The sequence below is a fragment of the Novosphingobium resinovorum genome (assembly GCF_036352595.1).
Taxonomy (GTDB): domain Bacteria; phylum Pseudomonadota; class Alphaproteobacteria; order Sphingomonadales; family Sphingomonadaceae; genus Novosphingobium; species Novosphingobium resinovorum_B.
In genome coordinates, this window is record NZ_JAZFAX010000066.1 from 1 (window position 1) to 13,219 (window position 13,219).

Genomic DNA, 13,219 nt, shown 5'->3' on the forward strand with positions numbered 1-13,219 from the left:
CAGCACGATCTCCGCTTCACGCAGCTTGCCGATGATCTCTTCCGGCTTGTGCTTCCTCGCCATTCCAGTCCTCCTTCATGCCCAAATCTAAAACAGATTTTGGGCCACTCAGAAGGGGGCAGATCAGTCGACAATGACGCCCCCGGACCGGCAAGGCGTACCCGATCGCCAAGCCCACGTTCCTCAAGATCGAGGTGTGCAACATCCGTGAGCGCGTCCAGAACGAGGGTGAGGAGGTCGCTATGTTCGACTGCATAGCCAAGCGGACCACCGCGAAGGCGACCCACCGGGCCGCAATCACAAACCCGGTCGAGACAGGCGCGCTGAGGTGCACGATCGACACCTACGATGGCTATGCCCTCAGATGTTTGCGCCGAAGATCGACTGCGGCGATGCGATGATCGGCGTCAATCAGGAGAGCACCTCCATGGGCGGGGCGAGACGCAGGATAGGCCTCACCGGTCCGCCAGGATCACAGCTTGGCCTGGAGACCGATGAACATGCGGCGGCCGGGATAATAGAGATCCACCGGCATGTCCTTGTTGATGTAGACCTTCGAATACTCGCGATTGATGTTCTGCATCTCGACGAAGACGTTGAAGTGGTACTTCGGGAAGCGAAGGGTGATCTTGCCGTCAAGATAGCCTTCTGCCTTGCGGTAGAGCGGATTGTTGCCGTTGGCGGCATCCAGCACGGTGCTCAGCCACTTGGAGCGGTAGTTGTAGCTCAGGCGAGCGTTCAGGAAGCCCTTGTCGTAGAACACGCTCGCATTGTAGGTGAACTTGGAAAGGCCGGGGTATTCCTTGAGTTCCCCGCCCGTTGCGCTGTTCGTCAGGTTCGTGCGGATGGCGCGGGCATACGTGATGTTGCCGGTCACGCCGAAGCCGTCGAACGGCTGGGGCAGGAACGTGAACACGGTCTGGCCGCTCGCTTCGATCCCGTCCAGCAAGGCGCCGTACCCGTTGACCGACTGCCGGACGGTGTACGTGATCCCGTCATGGAACAGATCGACACCGCTGCGGGTGACATTGGGGATGACGAAGCTCGCTTCATACTTCTTGTAGTACCCCAGGCTGATCGTCGTGTCGGCATTGGGATACCAGGCGAGGTTCACTTCCCACTGGTCGGCGCGATAGGGCTTGAGATCCGGGTTGCCGGCGGTGCAGACGTCCTCGCTGCCCGTCAGGGTCTGGTCGTCCAGACAGTTGATGTTCGGCACCAGGTCGGTCGGACGCGGCCGGGCGAGGTTCTTCGCGTAGTTCGCGCGCAACGAGAGTTCCGGCGTGATCGCCAGGTTCGCGTTGAAGGCCGGCAGGAAATCCGTGTAGGTATTGGATATCCGGGCTTCCTGCGCAGCCAGGACGACCGTTTCGGTGCCTCCGGTTGCGGTCGTGCGCGTGACGCGCGAGATGTTGGTGCCGACACCTTCGTCCTTTGTCTGGGTCCAGCGCAGACCGGCGTTGCCGGTAAGCCGCATGCCCAGCACCTCGGTGTCGATGTCCGCCATGATGTAGCCGGCGTAGACCTTCTCCTTGATGAGGTAGGCTGGAATCTGGGGCTGTCCGTCAGCCTGGAGCACGAGATCCTGGTCGAAGCCGGAAAGATCGTAGATCTGCGACAGGACATCGGCGTCGAAGTTCGGGAAGGCGATGTTTGAGGGAATGCCTGCGGGCGCATTCTTCAGGCCGGTGAACAGCGGCGCACCGCCCAGCGTCCCGCCGATCGAGGAGATCAGCGCCTGGTACTGCGTCGGCGTGATGTACCAGGTATTGCCGTCGCGGACCTGAGCCGGATTGTTCTGAATCTGGCTGGTGAACGATACGTTGGCACTCTGCTGGTAGGTCAGCGTCGCGGGATCGAGCAGCCGGGTGCCGCCGCCATTGTAGCTTACGTAATTCTGCCGGCGCGCCTGGGCGCCGAATTCGATCTTGCTGACGATGGGGTGATCGATCTCCCAGTCCGCGTCGAATTTAAGCTGGTCCTCTGTATTGCTGGCTTGCGACGGGCGATACTGCAGCGCCGGACCATAAACCGGCAGCACCTGTCCATTGGCACCCGTACGCGTGAAGTCGGAATAGACGGCCGGGTCGGCGGGATCGAATTCGGACGGGAACGAGAAGACCGGGATGCCCTGCGCGTTGTCGCGATCGATGGTGATCCCCGACACGCTGGTGCCGATCGAAATCAGGTTGCTTTCGGAAACCGTGGTCGCCTTGGCGTGCGATCCCATGAAGTCGATGTGCAGTCGGTCGAGATCCCAGCGAAAACCGCCGGTGAAGTACTTCGAATCCTGATCATAGCTGAAGTCACGGCGCTGCACGCCGACGATGTTGGCCGCTCCGTTCCAGTTCGGCACCGCCACCGAGCCGATGTTCACGGCATTGAGCGCGGTCTGCAGACTGGTGACGACGTGATTTTCGTTAACGGTCGAGGTGCCAAGCTGCACCTGGGGACGCGACGTGCCGCCGTTGGCGCCCGCGGCCAGCGCGGGATCGAGATTGAACCGCTCTATCCGGGTGAGGTCGATGGAATAGTTGGTGTCCTGAAGGTTCTGGTTGCGCTTGTTGATCTGGACCTGCCCATAGGCCCGGAAGTTCGGCGCCACCTGGTATTGCAGGGCCAGGTCGGCCGAAAGGCGCTTGTCGTTGCGGACCCAGCTGCGATAGCGCGGGACGGTGGGCGCCCAGTCGAAGAACTGCGTTTCGCAGGCCAGGCGGTTCGCGGTGGCGGTCGCAGTGGTGGCGCCGCCGACGCCCGCGCAGCTCTCGTATGTATTGTAATTCGCGTAGAGCGGGTTGGCGACGGTCTTCTCGGTCGAGTGATCGAAGTCGGCGAGACGCGACCAGTTCGTATTGCTGATGTAGTCCTGCCGGGTGTCGACGTCGCTGTACGTCACGTTGACGAGGACGCCGAGCCCGTCGATCAGGAACTTGGGCGTACCGGCTACGAAGGTGACCCGCGGCTTCCAGGTCTCGGCGGTGTCGAGGTTCTGATACGACACGACGCCGGTGAGCAGCGGATCCTTGAGGTCGAGCGGCTTGCGCGTTTCGACGCGCACTGTGCCGCCGATGCCCCCTTCGGTAAGATCGACCGCATAGCCCTTGTAGACGTCGATCGACTTGACCAGTTCGGTCGCCAGTTCACGAAAGTCGCCGGCGCGCCCGCCCGTGGCGCTGACCTGGCTGACCCCGTTGATTTCGACGCGGTTGAGATCGGGTTCAACGCCCCGGATGGAAACCGCAGTGCCCTCGCCGAAGTCGCGGCTGAGTTGGACGCCGGTGATGCGCGCAAGCGAATCGCCGATGTTCTTGTCCGGGAAACTGGCTATGTCGTCGGCCACGATCGAATCGACGATCGTATTGGCCTCCCTTTTGCGCGTAGTCGCGGACTGCAGCGATGCACGGGTGCCGACGACGACGATATCGTTGGCTGTCGTTATTATCTCTTCTGCCGTCTTGCGATCGACAGGCTTCGGCGAATCCTGAACCTTTTCCTGATTCGCACTTTCAGTAGTCTGAGCGCTGGCGGAAAACGGCATGATCAGCGCCCCGGCCAGCCCGAGCCAGGATACCCCCGCACCCGCACGATTCCTGACCCCGGCGATCCGAGCATAGCCGCCCACTCGATCCATTTGCTTCCGCATCATCTATCCCCTCACCGATCCGCGGTCTTTGCCGCACTCAGGCCGGACCGGCAGCCACTGGACCATCAAAGTATGGTCCTATATGTGGAACTGCGGTCTACACTTCGGACCATAATATTCGAAAGAAGAGGATGTCAACCAAATGACAATCAACGTACGCAATTTAACACTGCTGCTTTGCGCCTCCTCGGCAACTTTCGGCCCGGCGGTGCCGGCTCTGGCCCGGAGCCTTCCCGAAGCCTTGAATCGCGGTGCAGTGACCGTGCCGGCGCAGGGCGGGGGCATGCTGGTAAGCTGGCGGCTGCTGCGCGAAGACGCGCCTTCGGTGCGGTTCCGCGTCCTGCGCGATGGCAAAGTGCTTCACGTGACCAAGCCTGGAGAGGCGACGGCCTTCGTCGATCACGCGGGTACGGCGGGCCGTTCCTATGCCGTGGAGCGTATCGGCGATCGTGCAGGGGCTCAGCCTGCCATGATGTGGGACAAGGGCTATCTCTCGATCCCGCTTGATCCGCCCGCCGACGGCGTGACTCCTGCCGGAGAGGCCTATTCCTACACCGCCAACGATGCGAGCGCGGGTGACCTCGACGGTGACGGGCAGTACGAAATCGTGCTCAAGTGGGATCCCACCAACAGTCACGACAATGCACACACCGGCTATACCGGCAACGTCATCCTCGATGCCTATCGGCTCGACGGCACCCGGCTCTGGCGCATCGACCTGGGGCGCAACATCCGCGCCGGCGCGCATTACACGCAGTTCCTGGTGTTCGATTTCGACGGTGACGGACGCGCCGAAGTGGCGATGAAGACGGCGGACGGCACCGTGGACGGGACCGGCAAGGTGATAGGCGATGCAAAGGCCGACTGGCGCAGCAGCGGCGGCGAAGTGCCCCAGCAGGACCGTACCGGCGCCAGAGTGCTGGCGGACGGCACCAAGGTGGCGCCGATGCAAGGGCGCATCGTCAGGGGCCCGGAATACCTGACCGTCTTCGAAGGGCTTACCGGCAAGGCGCTCGCCACCGCGCCTTATGACCCGCCGCGCTACCCGGGCGGCAATCCCAGCCCCGAGCAGCTCGCCGCCGTGTGGGGAGACGGGTACGCGAACCGGTCCGACCGGTTCCTGGCCGGGGTCGCCTATCTCGACGGGCAGCTCCCCAGCATGGTCTTCGGGCGGGGCTACTACGCACGCACCGCCATTGCCGCCTGGGACTGGCGTGGGGGCAAGCTGAGCGAGCGCTGGCTGTTCGACAGCGCCGCCCCGGGCAACGCCGAGTATGCCGGACGCGGCAATCACCAGTTGTCCATCGCCGACGTCGACGGTGACGGACGCGACGAGGTGATCTACGGCTCGATGGCCGTCGATGACGACGGCAAGGGGCTATGGACCCGCCCGCTCCATCACGGCGACACCATGCACGTCGGCGATCTCGACCCGTCCAGGCCGGGTCTGGAGAAGTTCGGGGTGTTCGAGGAGGTGAAGCGCAACGGCGGCATCGGTTCCGCCCTGCTCGACGCCCGCACCGGCGAGGTTCTCTGGAGCAAGCCCGCCGAGCAGGACACCGGGCGCGGCGTCGCCGCCGACATCGACCCGCGCCATTACGGAGAGGAATTCTGGGCCGCCAACTCCGATCGCCTGTTCGACGTCAAGGGCCAGCCTATCGGCCCTCGCCCACGCCAGATGAACTTCGCGATCTGGTGGGACGGCGATCTTCTTCGCGAACTGCTGGACGGCACCACCATCTCCAAGTGGGACTGGGAACACGGAACGACGACGCCGCTGCTGTCGCCCGGCGGCCTCGCCTCCAACAACGGGACGAAGGCCACCCCGGCACTGCAGGCGGATCTCATCGGCGACTGGCGTGAGGAAGTGATCTGGCGGCGGGCCGACAATCGCGAATTGCGCATCTACACGACGCCCTTCCCCACCACGCACCGGTTCGTCACGCTGATGCAGGATCCGGTCTACCGGGCGGGCGTCGCCTGGCAGAACACTGCCTACAACCAGCCGCCGCACACCGGCTTCTATCTCGGCGCCGGCCCCAAGGGAGAACGCTGACCCGGTGGATTCCGGCTTGACGGAAAAATCCACAATGTGAAATACAATCCCAAATAATCTGAATGGAGAGGCAATGAGCAACCTGGTCTGGAGCCGTCGGGAGATTCTGGCTTCCACCGCAGTGGCGGGATCCCTGGCGTTGTTTGCGGGCGCAGCGCGGGCCATGCCGGGTTCGCAGGCGCCGCGCGTTCCGTTCGGCTCCGACCTTGACCCGCAGGACGACGTGCTCTGGCTCGATGGTGCGCCGCCGGGCTCGCACGAAGGGCAGTCCTGGGGCCAGCCCTGGCCGCGAGGCACCCGGTTGAGCAAGCGCGGCTACGTATTGCAGGGCCGGGATGGGACGCGTCAGGCCCTTCAGACGTGGCCGCTGGCATGGTGGCCGGACGGCTCGATCAAATGGACCGGCCATGCGCTGGCGGCGGACGGTGGCCGGTCAAAGGGGCTGCGGGTGGTGCCGGGCGCCGCATCGCCCACGGAGGCGCTGTTCGTGCGTGAGAGCGGCGATGCGATCACCGTCACGGCCGGGCGCATCGTCTGGACCGTGGGGCGCTCGGGCGATGCGCTGATCCGTTCCGCTAGGGCGGGCGAAAACGAGGTGCTGCAATCGGTCCGCCTGCTGGCCAGTGCGCAGGATCGCAGCGACGACGAGGAAGGCGCCGCTGCGCTCTCTCACTGGGTGGGCACGATCGACAGCGCCACCGTGGAGCAGAGCGGCCCGATCCGGGCCGTCATCAAGCTGGACGGGCGCCACCGCGCCGCCGAGGACGACTGGCTGCCGTTCTCGGTCCGCCTCTATTTCCATGCAGGGTCGGACAGTGTGCGGCTGGTCCATTCGATGGTGTTCGACGGTGATCCGGCCAAGCGTTTCATCCGCGGCCTCGGCCTCGAAGGCGCGGTGCCGATGCGGGACGCGCTGCACGATCGCCATGTCCGCCTCGCGGGTGAGAACGGCGGCCTCTGGGGCGAAGCGGTGCGGCCGCTCACGGGCCTGCGGCGCGATCCCGGCAAGGCGTTCCGCGATGCCCAGGCGGCCGGACTGCCGACGCCGCCGCTGAGCGAAATGGCGACGCCGGTACGCCAGAACCTGGACTACATCCCCTCTTGGGGAGAGTTCCGCCTGCGCCAGCCCAATTCCGACGGGTTCTCCATCGTCAAGCGGACCGGCCCCGGCTTCGGCTGGATCGACGTGGACAGCGCCGGACGCGCCCCGGGGCTCGGCTACGTCGGCGGGGTTTCCGGCGGGGTCACATTCGGGATGCACGATTTCTGGCAGCGCTGCCCGGTCGGCCTCGACATCGTCGATGCGGCGAAGGACAAGGCCCGCTTCACCGTCTGGTACCATGCCCCGGATGCCCCGGCGATGGACATGCGTTTCTACCACGACGTCATGGGAATGGAGAGCTTCGAGGCTCAGAACAGCGGCCTGGACGTGACCTACGAGGATTACGAGCCCGGCTGGGGCGATGCTTCGGGCATCGCCCGGACGACCGAGTTCCGTCTCTGGGCCCTGCCCGCCACCCCCGCGCGGCAGCGCCTTGTCGAGATGGGCGCCACGCTTGCCCGGCCGCCACGCCTGGTCGCCAATGTCGCGCATGTCCACGCCGCCGGGATGTTCGGCCCCTGGAGCCCGATCGCCGCCGGTGGCCCCCAGCGCGGCAGGATCGAGGCGCGGGCGAAGCAGGAACTGGACTTCTACATCGGCCAGGTCGAGCAGCGCCGGTGGTACGGCTTCTGGAATTACGGCGATGTCATGCACAGCTACGACAATGATCGCCACGTCTGGCGATACGACATCGGCGGGTTCGCCTGGGACAACAGCGAACTCTCGACCGATCTGTGGCTGTGGTACGGCTTCCTGCGCAGCGGCCGGGCCGACGTGTTCCGCCTGGCCGAGGCGATGACGCGCCATACCGGCGAGGTGGACGTCTATCATTCGGGCCGTTTCAAGGGGCTCGGCACCCGCCACGGCGTGCAGCACTGGGCGGACAGTTCCAAGCAGCCGCGCATCTCGAACGCCGCCTATCGCCGCTTCTACTACTACCTCACCACCGACGAGCGATGCGGCGACCTCATGCGCGCCCTGTTGCACAGCGACGAGGCGCTCGAGACCGTCGATATCGGCCGCAAGGTGATGCATCGCGCCGATGCCAGCAAACCGCCAGCCGGCACCGGGGCGGTCGTCGCCGACCAGCCCCTGCCCAAGGGGCAGGTGTTCATGCAGTTCGGCACCGTCTGGGGCTCGCTGATCGCGGCCTGGCTGACGGAGTGGGAGCGCACGCACGATCCGCGCTGGCGCGATCGCATCGTCGCGGGAATGCGCTCGATCGCGGCGATGCCCAAGGGCTGGCTGGCCGGCGGTGCGCCCTTCGACCTTGCCAGCGGCCGCTTCGTGGGCGGCGGCGACAGCGTGAACATGAGTCATCTCAACGGTGTCTTCGGTGTCTTCGAGATCACCGCCGAACTGCTCGAACTCGTGGACGAGCCGGCATACCGCAAGGTCTGGCTGGACTACTGCAAACTCTACAACGCCCCGGAAGCGGAGTTCCGCGCCCGCACCGGCGCTTCGGGCAAGGGCCGCGCACTCACGCAGGCGCATTCGCGCTACACCGCCTATGCCGGCGCGCAGCTCCACAGGCCGGACCTGGTCAAGCGCGCCTGGAGCGAGTTCTTCGGCTCGGGCGACCGGGAAGGACGCGACCAATCGCACGGCGCTCGCACGATAGAGGGCGCCGCAGTGCTCAAGCCGGTGGACGAGATCGCCGAAGTCTCCACCAACGACGCCGCGCAGTGGGGCATCGCCGCCGCCGTGAACCTTACCCTGATCGGAGACGCGCTGGAATGAGACGCGATGCCGCCGTCGCCGGGATGCCGAGCGCGGTGCTGCTGCTGCTTGCGGCCTCGTCCTTGCATGCGGCGCCGGCACCGTCCGCGGCGCTGGCCGACGATTTCCGCCACGGCGCCTCGCGCTGGCAGGTGGAGGCCGAAATGCCCGGCGCCTCCCGCGTGACGGTCGCCCACGGGGTGATGGACATAGAGGCGGCGGGCGGCATTTCGGTATGGTGGACACACGAACTGCACGGGCCGGTCGCCATCGAATACGAGGTCATGGCCGTGTCCGGAAAAGGCGCCAACGACACCGTGAGCGATGCCAATGCGTTCTGGATGGCCAGCGATCCCGCCGTACCGGGCGGCTCGGTTCTGGCGCACCCACGCGACGGGGTCTTCGCCCGATATGATGCGCTAAGGACATACTACGTGGGCATCGGCGGCAATCGCAACACCACCACGCGCATGCGGCGCTACATCGGGGAGCCGGGCAACCGCCCCCTGCGACCCGAGCACGACCGCGCCGATCCCGCCACGCTTCTCACGCCCGGCCGCTGGACGGCCGTGCGGCTGACGGCGGCGGGCTCGACCATCGCCGTCGATTATGCGGGCAAGCGCCTGTTCACGATGACGGACGCCCAGCCCTATCGCCGCGGTTGGTTCGCCCTGCGCACCACCAAGAGCCATCTGCGCATCCGCAATTTTCGGATCGAGCCACTCGGGAAGGACCACCGATGACAAGTCGCGGCAACGAGGTCGCAGGCGGCACTACCCGTCGTAGGTGGCTGACGGGGACACTGGCGGCCGCCGCGACGGTGATAACGAAGGCCCCGGCCATCGCGCAGGAACAGGCCCCCGCGCTCAAGGTCGAACGTTTCGCGATCTGGCCCGGCAGCCCCCCCGGGCGCCCGTCCGCCGGGGTCGAGGACGCCTTCGTCAAACGGCGGCCCGATGGCGACGAGGACGACATCGCCTGGCCGCACGTCGCCACGCCGATGCTCACCGTGGTGCGACCCGAGCGTCCGAACGGCGCGGCAATCCTGATCGTACCGGGCGGCGGCTATGCACGGGTCGCGCTGGGCCGGGGAGGCTCGGATATCGCCCGCCGCTTTGCCGCCAGCGGTGTGACCGCCTTCGAACTGCTCTATCGCCTGCCGCACGATGGCTGGGGCGCCGGACCCGATGCGCCCTTGCAGGACGCCCAGCGCGCCCTTCGCATCATCCGTGCCGGCGCGGGCGCGCGATGGACAGTCGATCCCCGCCGCGTCGCCATCGCGGGCTTCTCGGCCGGCGGCCATCTCGCCGCGCGAGCCGCCGCGCGCTCGGCGCTGGCAACGTATGAACCGCTCGACGCGATCGATCGGCATTCAGCGCACGCCGATGTGGCCGGGCTGTTCTACCCGGTGGTGACGATGCTGGACGAGGGCGTCCACCGGCAGTCGCGCGCGGAATTGCTCGGCGCGCGGCAGAGTGAGCTGGAGGCGCAGCGACGTTGGTCGGCCCAGTTGGACCTGCCATCCGACATGCCGCCCACTTTCGTGTGCTGCAACGCCGACGACCCGGTGGTTCCGGCGGAAAACAGCGTCCAGATGTACCGCGCGCTGCACGCCGCAGGGATTGCGACCGAACTGATGATCTTCGAGAAAGGCGGCCACGGCCCACCGTCCGCAAGCAAGGCCCATGCGCAAGGCGGCATGGGCCCCTTCCTCTGGCTCGACCTGTTCCTGGCCTTTGCCGGCGGTCACGGATGGCCGCTCGCATGACCGGCCCGCTTCTTCTGCCGCCGTCCTTCGCCGGTATCGATGCAACGGTCCTGGACGATGGCGGCGCGGTCGCGTTCACACTGTCGAACCCTCTCGCCGGCATCGCCCAAGCGGTCGCCGCCGCCGTGGCCCACCCGGTCCTGCTCCATTTCCGCGCCGCACGGCCTATCGGCACCGCCGCGCTGGTCATCGGCGGGGGCGGTTACACGCAGTTGATGATAGGGCGCGAGGGTATCGTCGTCGCGCGCTGGCTCAACGCGCTCGGCATCGACGCCCACGTCCTTGTCCATCGCTTTCCCGACGCGCGGACCGGGCCGATGGCCGCGCTGCAGGATGTACGGCGGGCGATGGAGATGCTGCGCGCGGGGGAATGCCCGCGGGTCGGCGTGGTCGGCTTGTCTTCCGGCGGTCATCTCGGCGCCTGCCTGCTGGCCGAGACGGGGCCGAGGCGGCCCGACTTCGCGGTGGTCGGCTATGCGCCGATCTCCACCAACGCGGCCGGCTTCACCGTGGTGCCCGACAAGCCGCCGCTGGAACCACCCGAAAAGCAGGCATTCTACGATGCGATGCGGCCGGATGCGCAGCTGGCACATGCGCCGCCGCCCGCATTCATCGTCTATTCGGCGAATGATCCGGTCGTCCCGGTCGCCAACGCGTGGCGACTCGCTGCGGCGATCGCGGACAAGGGCGGCCATCCGGAAATGCATGTCTTCGCCGATGCACCGCACGGTTTTGCGCTCGACACCGAAGGCCTGCCGGTCGAGAGGTGGCCCGATCTGTGCGTGGCGTGGCTTCGCCAAATCGGCGCCCTCGATCGCGTTTGACGGCAGGACAGCTGCATCGCCGCGACCTGACGCGTCGCCCTCAGTCGATGCTCATATATGGCATGCCTTCGGCACGCTGCGGACAGTGGCCGGCGCTGCATGATGATCCGGCGATAGCGTCGGATCAAGCGCCTTCACATTGTCCGAGACCTTATCCCCGCGGTCGTCGTGAAATCTTCTGCGCGCTCGACGACAAAGACGAACACGCCGATCATCGCATCGCCGTAGTCGATCTCCGGCGCATACGTCTGACCTGCCGCCATCCCGGAAAATGCCTCCAGCGGGCATGGGAGGGATTTGGCAAAATCGAAGCCGATTGGAGCTGGAAATTTTGCATGAAAAAGTTCACGGGCGAGCAGATCGCAGTCTCGCTGCGCCTGGAGGAGGTTGGCACACCGGTCGCCGAGGCAATGACCCAGAATTTATCTCTCGGGCGTTCGATCATTGGGCCTGCACGAACCGTGTCACGCTGGCCTTCAGCAGGCCCGGCAAGTCCCCGGACACCGCCTACATCGAAGCGTTCAATGGGCGCTTCCGGGCAGAGTGCCTGAACACCACTGGTTCTGTCTTTAGGCGACCCCAGGAGCAAAATCGATGCGTGGCGGACGAATTTCAACGAGACCCGACCTTACACATCCCTTGGGTTCATGACCCTGGCTGAAATGGCAGAACCGGGACATGGTCAAAAGCCGCCCCGCTCTAATCTGTGCTGCTGGAAACCAGGAGGGGGTGGCACGTCACCAGTGATGACAAAATTCTCCAAAAGTCGATTGCGCTATGATCATTCCCTATGTACAGGCCCCCGAGATCTCGCAAGGAAGCCGCTTTAGCTCAGTTGGTAGAGCACATCATTCGTAATGATGGGGTCACGTGTTCGAGTCACGTAAGCGGCACCACCTTCCTAAAGGCACTTCCACCCAGGCATCGGCGGTTTCCCATCCAAACAGGCTTTCCCCTTGGGCGGCGCTTGGGTCAAGGCTGGGACGTCTTTGGGCAGGAAAAGGGCTCTGACCCATGCCAGACCCGGTTTATATTGCCGGTCCAGCAGAGCGCTACGCCGCATCCTAATTAATGCCCTCATTTCAACGAGCGCGATTCATCCACAGGCAGGATGCCGCAGGGAGGCTCTGCAGGTTGCTCAAGTAATTCGCCTGAGCTAGCGAAAAAGCTTGGGTATTAGTGGGCTGTGGTAGGCATTAATGAGCAAACTAGTCGAGCTTCCTTCACCCGGGGTTTGGTGGTTTTCTTGCCTCGCAAACGTTGGTGTTAGCCGTTCGGACGGATACGATCCGCATTGGATTTCAATCTGAAAAATGCCCCGTAAAATCACAAAAGACTGTTCGAGCAACTCGCCCAAGGACGGCGAAGCAAAATCTATCTCTCAAAAGGGCGGTGGGAAAGAACGCTTTTTGGCGGGAGACGTACTTGAGCAACTCAAGGCCGTTGACGCTGGCAGCTGTAGTCTAGTTATCTCGTCACCACCCTATAATATCCGAAAACCGTACGAACGTGACGACGAGCGCACATATGACGAATATGTGTCGTGGCAAAGGCAGGTCATCGAGGCGATGATTCCTGCTTTGACGGAAAACGCTTCAGTATGCTGGCAGGTGGGAACATACATAGCTGACGGCGAGGTTTTTCCGCTCGACGTGCCTTTCGTGGAAATATTCAGAAGTTTAGGATTCAAATTACGTAATCGCATCATTTGGCGTTATAATTTTGGCTATAATGCCGATAAACGGTTTTCTGGACGATATGAGACGGTTTTGTGGTTCAGCAGAACTAACAACTACACTTTTAATCTCGATCCCGTCCGAATTCCGCAGCTCTACCCTGGAAAGCGTCATAGCTCTTCTAAAGGAGAAAAGGCAGGCAAACCAAGTGGCAATCCTTTAGGTAAAAACCCATCGGATTATTGGGAGTTTTCCGCGATTGAGGATTTTCAGAATAATCCTGTTTGGGACGTTCCCAACGTCAAAGCTGGAGACCCGCAAAAACCGGTAGCGTTTGGACGGCTATAATGATTCATTGAGGGCGCGCGATCACGGAGGCCAGCTATGGATCCCAAGTCCCTGTTCAGTTTGAGCGATCACCTTGAGGCATT

At 64.2% G+C, this 13,219-nt stretch carries 8 protein-coding genes, 1 tRNA gene and 1 pseudogene; 8 read left to right on the plus strand and 2 right to left on the minus strand.

Features of this window, described 5'->3' with window-relative positions; translation table 11 throughout:
• Positions 1 to 472: 472 nt before the first annotated feature.
• Complete coding sequence (locus V2S85_RS26010; protein WP_419198239.1) at positions 473 to 3,538, minus strand: TonB-dependent receptor; 3,066 nt, start codon at positions 3,536 to 3,538, stop codon at positions 473 to 475.
• Positions 3,539 to 3,785: 247 nt separating this feature from the next.
• On the opposite strand from V2S85_RS26010, the gene V2S85_RS26015 reads away from it, so the two are divergent.
• The 5 genes from V2S85_RS26015 (at position 3,786) to V2S85_RS26035 (ending at position 11,112) form a co-directional block, all read left to right on the plus strand.
• Positions 3,786 to 5,699 carry a rhamnogalacturonan lyase gene (locus tag V2S85_RS26015; protein WP_330705694.1) on the plus strand — a complete coding sequence of 638 codons (1,914 nt, stop codon included), beginning with the start codon at positions 3,786 to 3,788 and terminating at the stop codon, positions 5,697 to 5,699.
• Between the two features lie 73 nt (positions 5,700 to 5,772).
• Positions 5,773 to 8,541: a Tat pathway signal sequence domain protein gene (locus V2S85_RS26020; protein ID WP_330705695.1), complete on the plus strand. Its 2,769-nt coding sequence runs from the start codon at positions 5,773 to 5,775 to the stop codon at positions 8,539 to 8,541.
• Positions 8,538 to 9,263 carry a DUF6250 domain-containing protein gene (locus tag V2S85_RS26025; protein ID WP_330705696.1) on the plus strand — a complete coding sequence of 242 codons (726 nt, stop codon included), beginning with the start codon at positions 8,538 to 8,540 and terminating at the stop codon, positions 9,261 to 9,263. Before V2S85_RS26020 ends, V2S85_RS26025 begins: the two co-directional genes overlap by 4 nt.
• Entirely contained in the window at positions 9,260 to 10,288 is a 1,029-nt protein-coding gene (locus V2S85_RS26030) for an alpha/beta hydrolase (RefSeq protein WP_330705697.1), read from the plus strand. Before V2S85_RS26025 ends, V2S85_RS26030 begins: the two co-directional genes overlap by 4 nt.
• Positions 10,285 to 11,112, plus strand: coding sequence for an alpha/beta hydrolase (locus tag V2S85_RS26035; protein WP_330705698.1), 828 nt, complete (start codon positions 10,285 to 10,287; stop codon positions 11,110 to 11,112). Before V2S85_RS26030 ends, V2S85_RS26035 begins: the two co-directional genes overlap by 4 nt.
• 134 nt (positions 11,113 to 11,246) lie before the next feature.
• Here the strand turns inward: V2S85_RS26035 and V2S85_RS26040 are convergent, their stop codons facing one another.
• The gene (locus V2S85_RS26040; RefSeq protein ID WP_330705699.1) at positions 11,247 to 11,375 is read right to left on the minus strand and encodes a hypothetical protein; all 129 of its coding nucleotides are present in this window, start codon (positions 11,373 to 11,375) and stop codon (positions 11,247 to 11,249) included.
• Positions 11,376 to 11,530: 155 nt separating this feature from the next.
• Between V2S85_RS26040 and V2S85_RS26045 the strand changes: the two are divergent.
• The 3 genes and pseudogenes from V2S85_RS26045 to V2S85_RS26055 form a co-directional block, all read left to right on the plus strand.
• Positions 11,531 to 11,756 (plus strand): annotated as a pseudogene (locus V2S85_RS26045) (integrase core domain-containing protein); the annotation flags it as partial.
• A 176-nt stretch (positions 11,757 to 11,932) separates the two neighbouring features.
• A tRNA-Thr gene (locus tag V2S85_RS26050) sits at positions 11,933 to 12,008 on the plus strand.
• A gap of 417 nt (positions 12,009 to 12,425) precedes the next feature.
• Positions 12,426 to 13,136, plus strand: coding sequence for a site-specific DNA-methyltransferase (locus V2S85_RS26055; RefSeq protein WP_330705700.1), 711 nt, complete (start codon positions 12,426 to 12,428; stop codon positions 13,134 to 13,136).
• Positions 13,137 to 13,219: the final 83 nt, after the last annotated feature.